Source organism: Saccharopolyspora hordei (genome assembly GCF_013410345.1).
GTDB lineage: Bacteria > Actinomycetota > Actinomycetes > Mycobacteriales > Pseudonocardiaceae > Saccharopolyspora > Saccharopolyspora hordei.
Window position 1 is genome coordinate 4,287,784 of the sequence record NZ_JACCFJ010000001.1, and the last position, 14,651, is coordinate 4,302,434.

General features: G+C 73.8%; 13 protein-coding genes. 8 read left to right on the forward strand and 5 right to left on the reverse strand.

From position 1 onward, the window contains the following. The first annotated feature begins 5 nt into the window (after window positions 1-5). From HNR68_RS19635 to HNR68_RS19665, 7 genes are all read left to right on the forward strand, one after another. Complete coding sequence (locus HNR68_RS19635; RefSeq protein ID WP_179723219.1) at window positions 6-1,037, forward strand: LacI family DNA-binding transcriptional regulator; 1,032 nt, start codon at window positions 6-8, stop codon at window positions 1,035-1,037. A gap of 56 nt (window positions 1,038-1,093) precedes the next feature. Further along, window positions 1,094-1,978 (forward strand): carbohydrate ABC transporter permease, encoded by an 885-nt coding sequence (locus HNR68_RS19640; protein WP_246330495.1) that lies wholly within the window; start codon window positions 1,094-1,096, stop codon window positions 1,976-1,978. Between the two features lie 3 nt (window positions 1,979-1,981). Then, complete coding sequence (locus HNR68_RS19645) at window positions 1,982-2,809, forward strand: carbohydrate ABC transporter permease (protein ID WP_179723223.1); 828 nt, start codon at window positions 1,982-1,984, stop codon at window positions 2,807-2,809. A 28-nt stretch (window positions 2,810-2,837) separates the two neighbouring features. Continuing rightward, the gene (locus HNR68_RS19650) at window positions 2,838-4,112 is read left to right on the forward strand and encodes an ABC transporter substrate-binding protein (RefSeq protein WP_179723225.1); all 1,275 of its coding nucleotides are present in this window, start codon (window positions 2,838-2,840) and stop codon (window positions 4,110-4,112) included. 91 nt (window positions 4,113-4,203) lie between these two features. Then, window positions 4,204-5,394, forward strand: coding sequence for an ADP-ribosylglycohydrolase family protein (locus HNR68_RS19655; protein ID WP_179723227.1), 1,191 nt, complete (start codon window positions 4,204-4,206; stop codon window positions 5,392-5,394). Next, window positions 5,391-6,731: an ADP-ribosylglycohydrolase family protein gene (locus HNR68_RS19660; RefSeq protein ID WP_179723229.1), complete on the forward strand. Its 1,341-nt coding sequence runs from the start codon at window positions 5,391-5,393 to the stop codon at window positions 6,729-6,731. Before HNR68_RS19655 ends, HNR68_RS19660 begins: the two co-directional genes overlap by 4 nt. 58 nt (window positions 6,732-6,789) lie before the next feature. Further along, complete coding sequence (locus HNR68_RS19665) at window positions 6,790-8,757, forward strand: SUMF1/EgtB/PvdO family nonheme iron enzyme (RefSeq protein ID WP_179723236.1); 1,968 nt, start codon at window positions 6,790-6,792, stop codon at window positions 8,755-8,757. A gap of 8 nt (window positions 8,758-8,765) precedes the next feature. On the opposite strand, the gene HNR68_RS19670 is transcribed toward HNR68_RS19665, so the two are convergent. From HNR68_RS19670 to HNR68_RS19685, 4 genes are all read right to left on the reverse strand, one after another. Continuing rightward, window positions 8,766-9,014 carry a hypothetical protein gene (locus HNR68_RS19670; RefSeq protein WP_179723238.1) on the reverse strand — a complete coding sequence of 83 codons (249 nt, stop codon included), beginning with the start codon at window positions 9,012-9,014 and terminating at the stop codon, window positions 8,766-8,768. Window positions 9,015-9,028: 14 nt separating this feature from the next. Continuing rightward, window positions 9,029-10,372, reverse strand: coding sequence for a TRAP transporter large permease subunit (locus HNR68_RS19675; protein ID WP_218888359.1), 1,344 nt, complete (start codon window positions 10,370-10,372; stop codon window positions 9,029-9,031). Window positions 10,373-10,439: 67 nt separating this feature from the next. Then, entirely contained in the window at window positions 10,440-11,270 is an 831-nt protein-coding gene (locus HNR68_RS19680; protein WP_179723240.1) for an aldolase/citrate lyase family protein, read from the reverse strand. Further along, window positions 11,267-12,454, reverse strand: coding sequence for a CaiB/BaiF CoA transferase family protein (locus tag HNR68_RS19685; protein WP_179723242.1), 1,188 nt, complete (start codon window positions 12,452-12,454; stop codon window positions 11,267-11,269). Before HNR68_RS19685 ends, HNR68_RS19680 begins: the two co-directional genes overlap by 4 nt. Before the next feature lie 133 nt (window positions 12,455-12,587). Between HNR68_RS19685 and HNR68_RS19690 the strand changes: the two genes are divergently transcribed. Beyond that, window positions 12,588-13,235 (forward strand): GntR family transcriptional regulator, encoded by a 648-nt coding sequence (locus tag HNR68_RS19690; RefSeq protein WP_179723244.1) that lies wholly within the window; start codon window positions 12,588-12,590, stop codon window positions 13,233-13,235. A gap of 378 nt (window positions 13,236-13,613) precedes the next feature. Here HNR68_RS19690 and HNR68_RS19695 read toward each other — a convergent pair whose 3' ends face one another. Then, the gene (locus HNR68_RS19695) at window positions 13,614-14,579 is read right to left on the reverse strand and encodes an NAD(P)-dependent alcohol dehydrogenase (RefSeq protein ID WP_179723246.1); all 966 of its coding nucleotides are present in this window, start codon (window positions 14,577-14,579) and stop codon (window positions 13,614-13,616) included. Window positions 14,580-14,651: the final 72 nt, after the last annotated feature.

Sequence of the window (14,651 nt, forward strand, 5' to 3'; positions counted from 1 at the left end):
AGACGATGACGTCGACACGGGCCACGCTGCAACAGGTGGCCGAGCGCGCGGGGGTGTCACTGGCCTCCACCTCCCGCGCCCTCCACGGGAGCGGGGCGAGCAAGGCGATGGTCGAGCGCGTCCGCGCGGCCGCGGCCGAACTCGGCTACAGCGTGGACGCCATCGGGCGTTCGCTGCGGATGGGCAAGACCTTCCAGATCGCCTTCGCGGTCGCCGACATCGGCAACCCGGTCTACGTGGAGATGATGCGCGGCATCCACGAGGTGCTCGCCCCGCACGGCTACCGGGTCGTGGTCATGACGACCGGCGACACCGCGGCCTCCACGGCCGACCTGGTGCGCAGCCTGAGCGGCGGGTTCGTCGACGGGATGATCCTGATCCCGCTGCGCACGGACGACGAGCTGATCGAGGAGATCCGGCGGGCCCCGGTGCCGATGGTGGTCATCGGGCGCGCGTTGAGCGAACACGGGATCAGCTCGGTGTCCGTCGACTCCGGGGCGGGCATCGCCGAGGCGGTCCGGCACGTCCACGCCCTCGGGCGCCGCCGCATCGGCTTCCTCAACGGCCCGCTCGACACGACGCCGGGCGCCTCCCGCCAGCGCGGGTTCGACGCGGTGGTCGGTGCCGAGGGCTTCTCGGCCGAGCGGGTGCAGGTCGAGATCGCCGACGACTTCACCGTCGCCGCCGGGTTCGAGGCGGGCCGACGGCTGCTCGCCGGGTCGTCCTCGCCGAGCGACCGCCTCGACGCGGTCGTCGCCGCCAACGACCTGCTGGCCATCGGGGTGCTCCGCGCGGCCCGCGAGCTGGGGCTGGCCACCCCGCAGGACCTGGCGGTGACCGGCATGGACGACACCGAGCTGGGCCAGGTGTACCTGCCCCGCCTGACGAGCGTCTCCCTCGGCTCCGCGGAGCGGGGACGCACGGCGGCGCGGCTCGTGCTGGAGCTGGCCGACGACCCGGACACACCGGCGCAGCAGGTCGCCTTCGAGCCCGAGCTGATCGTCCGCGAGTCCACCGTGGATGGCGGTGGACGATGAGCACGGCCACCGCGGGGGTCCGTCCCGCGACCGCTCTCCCACGCACGAAGGGCGCGATGGCCCGGTCCCGGCGCCGCGAGGCGGTCGCGCTGGTGATGCCCTCGCTCGTCCCGATCCTGGTGCTGTCCGTGGCGCCGCTGGTGATCGGCATCGCGCTCGCCTTCACCGACGCCCGGCTGGTGCGCAGGCCCGACTACGACTTCGCCGGGCTGGAGAACTTCCTCGACCTGGCCGACAACGCGCTGTTCTGGGACTCGCTGCGGATCGGTCTCACCTGGACGGTGAGCGTCACCGTGCTCCAGCTCGCCGCCGCGATGGGCCTGGCGCTGCTGCTCAACTCCGGCATGCGCCTGCAGGGCCTGACCCGCGTGCTGGCCCTGGTGCCGTGGGCCATGCCGCCGGTGGTCGTGGCGATCATGTGGCAGATGATCTACTCGGCCAACAGCGGCCCGCTCAACGCGCTGCTGGGCAGCCTGGGACTGCCCGGTGACACCAACTGGCTCGGCGACTTCTCCACCGCGCTGCCCGCCGTGGTCCTGGTCGGCGTCTGGGTGGGGATGCCGCAGACGACGGTCACCCTGCTGGCCGGGTTGCAGCAGGTCCCGCCGGAGCTGCACGAGGCCGCGGCCGTGGACGGTGCGCGCGCCTGGCGCCGGTTCACCGCGGTCACCTGGCCGAGCCTGCGCCCGATCGTCGCCTCGATCACGTCGCTGAACTTCATCTGGAACTTCAACTCGTTCGCCCTGGTCTACGTGCTCACCGAAGGCGGGCCCGGCGGCCGGACGATGGTGCCGGTGCTGTTCGTCTACCTGGAGGCGTTCAAGAACCGCGAGATCGGCACCGCCGCCGCGATGGGGCTGGTGCTCGTCATCGTCATCGTCGCCGTGCTCGCCCTGTACCTGCGCTCGCAGTTCCGGCACGACACCGAGAGAGGTCGGTGAGCCATGCGTTCCCTCGTCCGCCCCGCGCAGTACCTGGCGCTCGCGGTCTACCTGGTGTTCCTCGGCTTCCCGCTGGTGTGGCTCGTCTCCGCCTCGGTGAAGTCCTCCGGCGAGCTCAACTCGCTGTCGGTGAGCCTGCTGCCGCAGGAGTGGCACTGGGACAACTACGCGCAGGCGCTGGAACGGCAGGGGATCGTCCGGTCCGCGTTCAACAGCCTCGTGGTGGCGCTGCTGTCGACGGCGCTGGTGATCGTGATCGCGCTGCCCGCGTCCTACGTGCTCGCCCGCGTCAAGGGCAAGGTCCGGATGGCGGGCGTGGCGTGGATCCTGGTCAGCCAGGTGTTCCCGGTCGTGCTCATCATCCTGCCGCTGTTCCTGGTCCTGCGCACGCTCCGGCTGACCGACAGCCTCGTCGGGCTGACGCTGGTGCACATGACCTACATGCTGCCGTTCGCCCTGTGGATGCTGCAGGGCTACGTGGCGGCGGTGCCGGTCGAGCTGGAGGAGGCCGGGGCGGTGGACGGCGCGGGCCGGCTGACCGTGCTGCGGTCGATCGTGTTCCCGCTGCTGACGCCCGGCATCATCGCGACCGCGATGTTCAGCTTCGTGTCGTCCTGGAACGAGTTCTTCTTCGCGCTGGTCCTGCTGCAGTCGCCGGAGAACTACACGTTGCCGATCACGCTGAAGATGTTCATCGGCGGCGAGGGCAAGGTCGCGCTCGGACCGCTCGCCGCGGGCGCGGTCCTCGCCGCGATCCCCAGCATCGTCTTCTTCTCCCTCCTGCGGCGCAAGCTCACCAGCGGCCTGATGGCCGGCGCGGTGAAGAGATGAGTCCAGCGCAACGATCGAAAGGGCGACGATGAGGTCACCACGCGCGTGGAAAGGGATCTGCCTGCTGCTCACCGGCGCGCTGCTCGCCGGGTGCGGCGGCAGCGGCGACGACGGCTCCGGCCCGGTCACGCTCACCTTCCAGTCCTTGTCCGACCAGCCGGCCGCGATCGCAGCCACCAACGCGATCGTCGACTCCTGGAACGAGACCCACCCGGACGTCCAGGTCGACGTGGTGCCGGCGGGCTGGGACGGCATCTACGACAAGCTCATCACCCAGTTCAACGCCGGCAGCGCCCCGGACATCGTGCACTACGAGGCCGCCGGCATCGCCCAGTTCGCGGCGGACGGCTACCTCGCCGACCTCACGCCCCACATGTCGCCGCAGACGCGCGAGGACATCCCGCCGGGCGTGCTCGACTCGGTCACGGTCGACGGGAAGGTCGTCGCCTACCCGACCGAGCTGCAGACGTACGTGGTGTTCGCCAACAAGGCCCTGCTGGACCGGGCGGGCGTGCCCGTCCCGACCGGGCCGACGATGTCGTGGACCCAGCTGCGCGAGATCGCCCGGGCCGCCACGAAGGACGGCGTGCACGGCCTGAGCTGGGGGTTGTCGAGCCCGACCTCGACGTTCGTGGCGATGGCGCCCGCGTTCGGCGGGCAGTACTTCCGCGGGCGTGGTGAGGACGCCGAGCTGAGCATCGGCCCGGGCGAGATGGCGCTGCCGGAACTGGTCCGCGCGATGGCCTACGAGGACCGCTCGATCCTCCCGGTGACGCTGACCCAGTCCGGGTCGAAGGCGCTGGCTCCCTTCTACGCGGGGCAGGTCGCGATGACCGTGCAGGGCTCGTACCAGGCGGCGAACATCGCGAAGGACGCCCCCGAGGGCTTCGAGTGGATCGCGCTGCCGCCGCTGGCCGGGTCGGTGGGGCCCGCCCAGGCGGCGAACCCGCAGACGCTGTCGGTGAACGCCGACTCCGAGCACGTCGCGGAGGCGGCCGAGTTCCTGGAGTACTTCACCAGCACGGAGAACCTGGTGAAGCTCAACGCCGCCGACGCGCTCATCCCGGCGACGACGTCGGCGCGGGAGGCGCTGGCGGAGGAGCTCGGCACCCAGAACGGCTGGGACGTGATCCTGGCCTCCGGCGAGCACGTGACCTCGGCGCCGTACCTGTTCGTCAGCAAGTACGCGCAGTGGAAGGACACCGTCGCCACGCCCGCCTACCAACGCTTCCTCGCCGGGGAGATCGACGCCGACGGCCTGGCGCGGGAGCTGCGGGACGGCTGGCAGAGCACCAACGACTAGCGGGCGGGGCCGCCCGCGCCACGCGTGTCCACAGAGGACTCGGTGTCCGGCGGTCGGACCGCACCGGACGAACAGAAGGGAACGCAGTCCAGTGACCTGGATCGAGGACCGCTCGGTGGCCGTGCTCACCGGTGCGGCGGTGGGGGACGCGCTCGGGGGCGCCACCGAGGGGTGGACGCCCGAGCAGATCGAACAGCGGCACGGCGGCCGGGTGACCGGGATCGTCGGCCCCTGGTACCCGGACTGGCGGACCGCCCGCCCGATCTCCCCGTACCACAAGGGAGACGGGCACATCACCGACGACACGCTCATGACGCGGGCGCTGGTCGAGGTGTACGCGAAGCGCCGCGCGCACCTCGACGCCTACGCCGTGGCCGAGGACCTGGTGCCGCTGATGATCGGGGAGCCCCGCTGGGTGCCCGAGCTGGAGTCCACCGCGCTGCTGCTGCAGCGGGTCTTCCTCGCGGAGAAGTGGATCGTCACCAGGCTGCACTACGGCCACGTGGACCCCCGCGAGGCGGGCGTGGGCAACATCGTCAACTGCGGCGCGGCGATGTACATCGCACCGGTCGGGATCGCCAACGCCGGCGACCCGCGCGGCGCGTACGCCGAGGCGATCGACATCACCGGCGCGCACCAGTCCAGCTACGGCCGGGAGGCGGCCGGGGTGCTGGCCGCGATGGTCGCGGCCGCGATCGCGCCGGGAGCGGGGCTCGACGAGGTGGTGCGCGCGGCGCTCGACGTGGCGCACGACGGGACCGCCGCGGCGCTGCGCGCGGTCGTCGACGCGTTCGACGGCTGGGACTCCCCGCCCAGCGACGACGAGGAGGAGCGCGCGCTGGCCCGCCGCATCCGGGAGCTCGTGGCGCCGTTCGACTCGGTCGGACCCGAGTACCGGCAGATGTCGCTCGACGCCCGCCGTCCGTCGCGCACGAAGTCGATCGAGGAGCTGCCCGCCGCGCTCGGGTTCGTGCTGGGCCACCGGGGCGACTACTGCGGTGCGGTGCTCGCCGCCGTCAACTACGGCCGGGACGCCGACTCGATCGCCGCCATGGCGGGCGCGGTCTGCGCCGGGCTGGGCGGGGCCGACGCGGTGCCGGCGGAGTGGGTCGACGCGGTGGGCGAGGCCAGCCGCATGGACCTGCGCGAGACCGGCCGCCTGATGGCCGCGGCCGCGACCGACATCCTGCGCGCGGACCGGCAGCGGGCCCGCGCGCGGCTGGCCGAGCTGGACGCGCTCGAGGTGCCCCGGGACGACGAGACGGTCGAGGGGCGGGCATGAGGCTGACCTGGGCGCGTCCCGAGGACCTGCTCCCGCACGAGCTCGTCCAGTCCACTGTGGAGGGCAAGGACGTCACCGCGGTGCGCCGGCGGTGGGTCGCCGCCGGCGGTGACCCGGAACCCGCGGTCAGCGGCGCCGGTCCGCACCCGGCACCGCCGGAGCTGCGCGCGCTGGCGCGAACGCTGCTCGACGAGCTCGACGCGCTGCCCGCCGCGCCCGCGCCGGAGGAGCCGGACGAGTGGGAGGCGATCGTCGCGACGCTCCCACCGGCGCCGGACCTGCCGCGCCGGGACCGGGCCCGCGCGCTCGGGGCGTGGACCGGGCGCGCGGCCGGGTGCCTGCTCGGCAAACCCGTCGAGAAGGTCCCGCGCGAGGGCATCGAGGAGATCCTGCGCGCCACGGGACGCTGGCCGCTGGACCGGTACTTCACCGCGGTCGGCCTGCCCGAGGACGTCGCGGCGCGCTGGCCGTGGAACCGGCGCTCCGCCCCCACCTCGCTGGAGGAGAACATCAGCGGGATGCCGGAGGACGACGACCTCAACTACCCGATGCTCGCGCTCACGCTGCTGGAACGGCACGGGCGCGGTTTCTCCACCGAGGACGTCGCGCAGCTGTGGCTGGAGGACCTGCCCGCGGGACGGGTGTTCACCGCCGAGCGCGCCGCCTACCGCAACCTGCTCGACGCCCGGCCCGTGCCCGAGACGGCCACCCACCACAACCCGTTCCGCGAGTGGATCGGCGCGCTCATCCGCACCGACGTGTTCGGCTGGGTCAGCCCCGGGGACGTGCGCGCCGCCGCGCGGATGGCGTGGACCGACGCCCGGCTCAGCCACACGCGCAACGGGATCTACGGCGCGATGTGGGCGGCGGCGCTGGCGTCCGCGGCCATGGTGTGCGACAGCGTCGACGAGGTCCTGGACGCGGCCGACACCGTGGTCCCGCCGCGCAGTCGGCTCGCCCGTGCCGTGCGCGTCGGACGGGACGCGGCCGCCCTCGGCGACGTGCGCAGCGGTCTCGACCGCCTGCACGCCGAGTACGGCGACCTGCACTGGGTGCACGTGCTCAACAACGCCGCGGTCATCGCGCACGCGCTCGCCAGCGGGGGCGGTGAGTTCGGCCCGAGCGTGTCGATCGCGGTCACCGCGGGCTGGGACACCGACTCCGCCGCGGCGACCGTCGGCGGTGTCGTCGGGGCCCTGCACGGGGTGGACGGCATCGGCGAGCGGTGGACCGCGCCGCTGGAGGACCGCATCGCGACCTCGCTGCCCGGCGGGCCGCGGCGCATCTCCGACCTCGCCGCGCGCACCCGGGCCCTCACCGCCGAGGAGGCCCGGTGACCGCCCGCGCCGGCGGGGACCGGCCCGCCGCCGACCACGCCCCGACTGGAGAGGCACGATGACCTACGCGTTCGACCCGCTCGTCCCCCGCCCGATCGACCGCCCCACCGAGGTGCCGCTGGACGGGGACCTCACGCCCGAGCGGTCCCGCGCGCTGGACGAGGCGAAGATCTTCGCGGCCCCGGACGACCCGGCGGACCGGCCCGCGTGGCGCCGGCGCCTGCACGCCTGGCGCGAGGACGCCCGGAGGCGCCACGCGTACTCCGGCGCCGTCTACGACCGCCCGGAGGCGGCCTGGGCGGCGCGCTGCCACACGGTCGCCCAGGTGTGGCTGTGGGACGAGCTGCTGTACTCGTTCGACGAACACCGCTTCACGCCCGACCGCTTCCTCACCGACGCGCGCGAGCGGTTCGGCGGCCTGGACGCGGTGGTGCTGTGGCACGCCTACCCGGTGATCGGGATCGACGACCGCAACCAGTGGGACTTCTACCGCGACGTCCCCGGCCTCGCCGACCTGGTCGCGGACCTGCACGAGGCCGGGCTGCGCGTGTTCGTCGACTACAACCCCTGGGACGTGGGCACCCGGCGGACCGGGGACGACATCGCCGAGCTCGCGGCCCTCGTCGCCGAGCTCGGCGCGGACGGCGTCTTCCTCGACACGCTGAAGAAGGCCGAGCCCGAGCTGGTCACGCAGCTGGAACGCGCGCGTCCCGGGATCGTGCTGGAGGGCGAGTCCAAGCTGCCGGTCGAGCGCATCGAGGACCACGCGAGCTCGTGGGCGCAGTTCTTCGCCGACTCGCCGGTGCCGGGCGTGCTGCGGGCGCACTGGTACGAGCGCCGCCACATGCAGCACCACGTGCGCCGCTGGCACCGGGACCACACCGAGGAGCTGCAGTCGGCGTGGCTCAACGGCGTGGGCGTCATGGTGTGGGAAGTGGTCTTCGGCGTGTGGGTCGGCTGGTCGCGCCGGGACGCCGCGACCGTGCGCCGCATGGTCACCGTGCAACGCGCGGTGGGCGACCTGCTGCTCGAGGGCACGTGGACCCCGCTGGCCGAGCTGGCACCGGGAGCGGAGGCCGCCGGCGTCCACGCGTCGCGCTGGAAGCTCGGCGACTGGACACTGTGGACGGTGGTGAACCGCCGCGAGGAGGACTACGCCGGTCCGGTCGTCGACGGACCGGTCATCGACCTGTTCGGCGACGGCGTGGTGCCCGCTCGCGGCATCGCGGCGCTGCTGCGCGTCGCACCGGGCGCCCCGGAACCCACGTGGCTGCCCGGGCTCCAGGCGGCCCTGCGGGAGATGCCGCACGACCCGGACCCGCGCTTCCCGCACCGGCTCGCCGTGCGCACGCAGCCACCGGCGACGACCGGTGAGCCCGATCCGGACGCCGTCGTCGTCCCGGCCGGGCCGTACGTGCTGACCGTGCGCTACCGCGCCCGCGAGACCGGGATGTACCAGGGCGCGCCGTACGTGGACGAGTGGAAGCCGCTGCCGCCGCGCCTGCACGACGCGCGGACGCTGCAGCGCGACGGCGAGCTCGCCACCCCCGTCGCCGTCGCCGCCAGCGAGGTCACCAACCGCGAGTTCGCGGAGTTCCTCGACGCGACCGGGTACCGGCCGGCCGAACCGAACCGCTTCCTCGCCCACTGGTCCGGCGGACGGCCGGTGCCCGGGACCGAGGACCACCCGGTGACGTTCGTCGACCTCGACGACGCCCGCGCCTACTGCGCGTGGCGCGGCGGGCGGCTGCCCACGGAGGACGAGTGGCAGCTCGCCGGCGAGACCGGACGGCTGCGGCGCGGTGAACCAGCGGTGTGGAACTGGACCGAGAGCGAGCACTCCGACGGGCGGACCCGGTTCGTCATGCTCAAGGGCGGCTGCGACCACCGGGCCGACGGCGCCGACTGGTACTTCGACGGCGGCCGCCGAGGGCCGGAGCACAGCGCCAAGCTGCTGCTGCCCGGGCTCGGCCTCGCCCGCGGGGCCACCGTCGGCTTCCGGTGCGCGTGGGACGTGCGGTCCTGACCGGCAGCTCAGTCCTCGCCGGTGCTCTCCCAGCGGAACACGTAGGACATCGCGAAGCCGAGCAGGCCGGTGGCGCCGGCGACGACGGTCATCGCCGTCCCCAGCCCGTCCGCGGCACCGGAGACCAGCGCGGGGTCCGCGGTGAGCACGCCGACGGCCTGGGCGCCGACGACCGCGACGCCGAGCAGCAGGAAGACGGCCAGGCCGACCTTGAACAGCACCAGCAGGACCCGCCGGAGCGGTGGAGTGCGAGTCATCGTCAGATCCCTTCCTAGACGGGCAGCGGGAGCACGCCGGTGGCGATGAGCACGCCGATGACCAGCGTCGGCACCACGAACCACGTGAGGAGGCGGAGGAACGTGCGCGCGGGGTCGACACCGGCGATCCCGCTGGCGATGTAGATGGGCGCCGCGCCGGGCGGTGACGCGCCCTCGGTGGAGGCGAAGACGAGGACCACCGTCGCCGCCGCGGCCGGGGCGACGCCGGCGCTGGTCAGGGCGCTGAACGCGACCCCGCCGACCGCCGCGATGGTGGCGGTGGCGGTCAGCGGCGCGGCGATGACCACGATGAGCACGCCCACCAGCGCGGCCATCACCCAGACCGGGGCGTCGATGCCGGCCGTGATCGCCGTCAGCTGGTCGACCAGGCCGAGCTCGCCGAGGCTGCCCGCAGCGGCGAAGGCGAACAGCAGGGTCGCGCCGATGACCGCGTACCGCGGCGCCATGTCACCGAGCACGTCGCTCCAGCCGCGCAGCGTGCGCGGCAGCCGCTTCCACCCGACCAGCACCGTGGCGAGGATGGTCAGCACCGGGATCCACACCACGATGCTGATGTCGTCCGCCGCCTCGCCGAGCCGGGACTCCAGGAACCGCGCACCGACGTCGAGCGTCATGACCACCGGGACCGCGATGCCGAGGTACACCAGCAGCGAGCTCGCGCCCTCCCGCAGCGCCACGCGCACCGGCGCGATCTCCGACCGGTCCATCGCCTCCACCCGGTACCGGCGCGTCCAGAGGAACACGACCACGAACCGGTGCAGCACCGTCCACAGTCCACCGACGAAGGCGGCGACGAACAGCTCGTCGGCGGTGAGCACCGGCGCGACCGCGGCGGAACCGAGCAGCAGGAACATCGAGGAGCTGGGCGGGATCGAGATGCCGAGCCCGGCGTTGCCGGCCACCAGCGAGGCGGCCACGTCCGGTCGCCAGCGGGACCGGACCATCCACGGGATGGTGACCGAACCGACCGACGCGGCGATGCCCGAGCCCGACCCGGCGGGACCGCCGAGCAGCGCCGCGGTCGCGGTCGACACGTACGCCGATCCGCCGCGCAACCGGCCGAACACCGAGTTCAGCAGGGCGACCTGCCGGTCGATGAGCCCGAGCCGCGTCATCAGGTAGCCCATGAGGACGAAGGCCATGGCGGCGAAGACGACTTCCTCGGACAGCGCGTCGCTCAGCCCGGCCCAGGCCAGGCCCAGCGCGTCGGTGCCGCCGAAGAGGCAGACCACCGCGAACCCGACGAGCATCGCCTCACCGATGCTGCGCTTGAGCACCACGTTCCAGACGACGATCACAGCGATGTAGCACAGCAGTGCCCAGACGGCCAAGCCCACGACGAGATCTCCCTTGATCTTCAGGCTCCGGGTTCGGTTGTCGGCGGTCTGCCGAGGACGCGCTGCCTCAGCCGACCTCGTCGGCCAGCGCGAGCACGCGGCGCGCCCTGGCGACGACGGGAGCGTCGACGAAGCGCCCGTCCGGCAGGACGAGCGCGCCGACACCGTCCACCCCGGCCTGTTCCGCGGCGTCGACCACCGCGCGGGCACGGGTGATCTCGGCCTCGGTGGGCCGGAAAGCACGGCGGATCACCGGGACCTGCGCCGGGTGGATGGCGGTCCGGCCGAACATGCCGAGGTCGCGACCGCGCCGGCAGGACTCCACCAGCCCCGCCTCGTCGCGCACGTCGGGGAACACCGACATGGGGACCGGCCCGATCCCGGCCGCCGCCGCGGCGAGCACGGCCTGCAGCCGCAGGTGGTCCAGGGCCGCCTCGCCGAGGGACAGCTCGGCCACGAGGTCCTGCTCCCCCAACGCGATCCCCGCGGTGCGCGGGTGCGCGGCGATGGCGTGCGCGTGGGCGATGCCGCGCGCGGACTCCAGCAGCGCGAAGGCGGGCACCGGCCGGTCGCCGAAGACCTCGTCGAGCAGGTCCAGGTCGGTCGGTGACTCCACCTTCGGCAGCCGCACCGCGTCCAGGCCCGGCGCGCCGGCGAGGGCGGCCAGGTCCTCGCGGCCGCGCGCGGTCGCCAGGTCGTTGATCCGCACGTGCCACCGCGGTCCGCCGCGGGGCTGCGCCAGGTGGGCCACGACGTTCTCCCGCGCCTGGTCCTTGCGGCTGGCGTCGACGGCGTCCTCCAGGTCGACGATCACCACGTCGGCCCCGCTGGCGGCGGCTCTCGCGAAGCGGTCCGGCCGGTCGCCGGGGACGTAGAGCCAGCTGACCGGGGTGGTCACGCGACCACCCCCGCGCGGCGCAGCTCGGCGATCTCCTCGGCGTCGTGCCCGGCTTCGCGCAGCACCTCGTCGGTGTGCCGCCCCAGCGGCGGGCCGGGCCACCGCACCGCGCCGGGGGTGTCGGAGAGCCGGAACAGCACGTTCTGCAGGGTCACGGTGCCGAGCTCCTCGTCGGGCAGGTCGACGAAGGTGCCCAGCGCGGCGTACTGCGGGTCCTCCGCGATGTCGGAGACGTCGTAGACCGGCGCGATCGCGGCCTGCGCTTCGGTGAACGCGGCGATCACCTCCTCGGCGTCGCGCTCGGCGATCCAACTGGCCACCGCCTCGTCGAGCTCGTCGACGTGCGCCACCCGTCCGGCCCCGGTGGCGAACCACGGTTCGGCGGCCAGGTCGGGCCGCCCGACCAGGGTCATGACGCGTTCCGCGATGGACTGCGCGCTGGTGGAGATCGCCAGCCAGCGGCCGTCGCGGGTGCGGTAGGTGTTGCGCGGGGCGTTGCTGTGCGAGCGGTTGCCGGTGCGCTGCGGGACCACGCCGAGTGCCTTGTAGGCGGTCATCTGCGGGCCGAGCAGGGCCAGGATCGGCTCGATGATCGCCATGTCGATGACCTGGCCGCGCCCGGTGCGCTCACGGGCCTGCACCGCGACCATGATCGCGTAGGCCATGGCGAGGCCGGCGATGCCGTCGGCGAGCGCCAGCGGGGGCAGCACTGGCGGCCCGTCGGGCTCGCCGGTGCTGGCGGCGAACCCGCTCATCGCCTCGGCGAGGGTGCCGAAGCCAGGGCGCTGGGCCATCGGGCCGAACTGCCCGAACCCGGTCATGCGGGCCACGACGAGCCGCGGGTTGATCGCCATCAGGTCCTCGGGCGCGAGGTCCCACCGCTCGAGCGTGCCGGGGCGGAAGTTCTCGACCAGCACGTCGGAGGACTCGACCAGCCGCCGCAGCACCGCCTGGCCTTCGGGCCGGGACAGGTCGACGGCAGCGGCGCGCTTGTTCCGCGACAGGGTCTTCCACCAGAGCCCCACCCCGTCCTTCGCGGCACCGTGGCCGCGGGCGGGGTCCCCGCGCCGCGGGTGCTCGATCTTGATCACGTCGGCGCCGAAGTCCCCCAGCAGCATCGCCGCGGACGGGCCGGCGAACAAGGTGGCGGCGTCGATCACTCGGAGCCCGCTCAGACTGGTCATGGCCGGATAACTTATAAGATGTAAGTTGTAAGTCAAGGGTCCGGCGGTTCCTCGGCCACGCGGGCGGTGCGGGATACTCGTGCGCAGACCGACGAGCCGAAGGACGGGAATGCCAGGACCGAACCGCCCCCCGATGAGCAAGGCGGACTACGTCTACAGCGTTCTGCTGGAGGAGATCCGCAGCGCCCAGATCCCCGGCGGCACCCAGCTCAAGGCCGCCCCGCTGGCGAAGCGGCTGGGCGTGTCGGTCACACCGGTCCGGGAAGCCCTGCGGCGCTTGGAGAACGACCGGCTGGTCAGCTACCAGAGCCACCACGGCGCGACCGTGGTCGACCTCGGCGACGACGCGCTGTTCGAGTACTACAACGTCCGCGCGGTGGTCGAGGGGCTCGGCGCCCGGCTGGCCGCCGACCGGATCAGCCCGCAGCAGCTGGCCCGGCTGCGCGAGCAGCACGAGGCGATGGTCCGCGACGCCGCCGCGGGCCACCGCGAGCGGCTCGGCGAGCAGAGCCAGGAGCTGCACCTGGCGATCGCCGACATCGGCGGTCCGGCGTTCCTCGGCCGGCACGCCCGCGCGGTCCGCAACAGCTACCCGGTGCCCTCCGACGCCTCGCTCTGGCTCGACGCGGAGTACACCCGGCGCCAGCTCGACGCGCACGCGGAGATCCTCGACGCGCTCGAGGCGGGCGACGGCGCGACCGCGGAGCGGATCATGGTCGACCACGTCCGCGCAGCCGGCGACCACCGCCTCAGCCAGCGGACCACCGACCAACCCGCCTGACCCCCACAGCGGCGCGGGGACCACGCAAGGACCGACCGCCCGCCACACTGGACTGCGGCACGGCACTCCGATCGTGTCGGGGTGAAGGGCACCTCCCGCCAAACCGGTTGGTGGAAGGTGCCCTTCACCCCGTTCCGCCGGGGGCACGCGACCCTCGTCGCGCGGTGCGGGTCCCTCCCCCCCCCCGCGGCCGCGCGCGGCGCCGGGACTGACGCGACTCCGGTGGGAGTCGGCCGTCTGATCCCCGTTGCAGTTGCGGGACGTGTCAGGCGGAACTGACCACTCACCCGCCACCAGCAGCGGCGCCAGTTCCGGGCGGAACCGACGTGCCCTCGGTCGTGGCTCCCGAGGGAGCGAGCTGAGCGGTCCGCGTCGGGCTCACGCCACCCTGATCACGTGCTTGCCCTGGACACCGCCGTGCTCCAGCGCGCGGTGCGCCGCCGCGGCCTCCTCCAGCGGGAAGACCGTGTCCACCGCGGGAGCCAGGCGGCCCTCGACCACGTGGCGGGCGAGGTCGTCGAGGTCGGCCCGCGTGGGGTTGCCGCTGAAGAAGCGCACCCGGCCGCGCCCGTGGACCGTGCTGGCCGCGATGGAGGCGAGCGACGAGACGGGCCGCGCCAGGTCGAAGGCGATGGTGGTCATGCGCCCGCCGGGACGCAGCAGGCGCCGGAACGCGAGCAGGTCGGTCCCCGCGGTGTCCACGACCACGTCGAAGCGGCCCAGGTCCGCCGGCCGCGTGGTCCGGTGGTCGAAGACCTCGTGCGCGCCGAGACCGCGGACGAAGTCGTGGTTGGCGGCGCGGGCCAGGGCCGTCACCTCGGCGCCGCGGGACCGTCCGAGCTGGACGGCGGCGTTGCCGACGCCGCCCGCCGCGCCCCGGACGAGCAACCGCTCCCCCGGGCGCAGCCGGGTCTTGTCCCGCAGGGCGGTGATCGCCGTCGTGGCCACCGGCAGCGCGGCGGCCTCCACCAGGTCGAGGCCGTCGGGCACCCTGCCGACCCGCTGGGCGGGCACGGCCACGTACTCGGCCGCGCTGCCGAGACCGGAGGAGCGCCCCACGACTCCCCACACGCGCTCGCCGGCCACCAGGTCCGTGACCCCGGTCCCCAGCGCGGCGACCTCGCCGGTGAAGTCCAAGCCGACGCGCTTGGGGAACCCCCGGCCGCTGAGGAGGCGGAGACGACCGGAACGCACCGCCAGTTCACCGCCGTTGACGCTGACCGCGCGCACGCGCACGAGGACCTCGCCGGGGCCCGGCTCGGGTCGTGGCACGCGGCCCACGTAGAGCACGTCCGGGCCGCCGTAGCGGTCGTAGAGCACTGCCTGCATCGTGCGGTCGTCCATCGTCCTGCCCTCTCCGCCGGGGTCGTACCGGGCCGACCGTAGGCTCGGAAACGGACGCGACCGTCCGCTTCC

Bases quoted from the DNA above. Each gene is read 5' to 3' on its own strand.
- HNR68_RS19665 (WP_179723236.1), top strand. From the start codon at position 6,790: ATGACCTACGCGTTCGACCCGCTCGTCCCCCGCCCGATCGACCGCCCC.
- HNR68_RS19640 (WP_246330495.1), top strand. From the start codon at position 1,094: ATGGCCCGGTCCCGGCGCCGCGAGGCGGTCGCGCTGGTGATGCCCTCG.
- HNR68_RS19650 (WP_179723225.1), top strand. From the start codon at position 2,838: ATGAGGTCACCACGCGCGTGGAAAGGGATCTGCCTGCTGCTCACCGGC.
- HNR68_RS19635 (WP_179723219.1), top strand. From the start codon at position 6: ATGACGTCGACACGGGCCACGCTGCAACAGGTGGCCGAGCGCGCGGGG.
- HNR68_RS19685 (WP_179723242.1), bottom strand. From the start codon at position 12,454: ATGACCAGTCTGAGCGGGCTCCGAGTGATCGACGCCGCCACCTTGTTC.
- HNR68_RS19695 (WP_179723246.1), bottom strand. From the start codon at position 14,579: ATGGACGACCGCACGATGCAGGCAGTGCTCTACGACCGCTACGGCGGC.
- HNR68_RS19660 (WP_179723229.1), top strand. From the start codon at position 5,391: ATGAGGCTGACCTGGGCGCGTCCCGAGGACCTGCTCCCGCACGAGCTC.
- HNR68_RS19645 (WP_179723223.1), top strand. From the start codon at position 1,982: ATGCGTTCCCTCGTCCGCCCCGCGCAGTACCTGGCGCTCGCGGTCTAC.
- HNR68_RS19670 (WP_179723238.1), bottom strand. From the start codon at position 9,014: ATGACTCGCACTCCACCGCTCCGGCGGGTCCTGCTGGTGCTGTTCAAG.
- HNR68_RS19690 (WP_179723244.1), top strand. From the start codon at position 12,588: ATGAGCAAGGCGGACTACGTCTACAGCGTTCTGCTGGAGGAGATCCGC.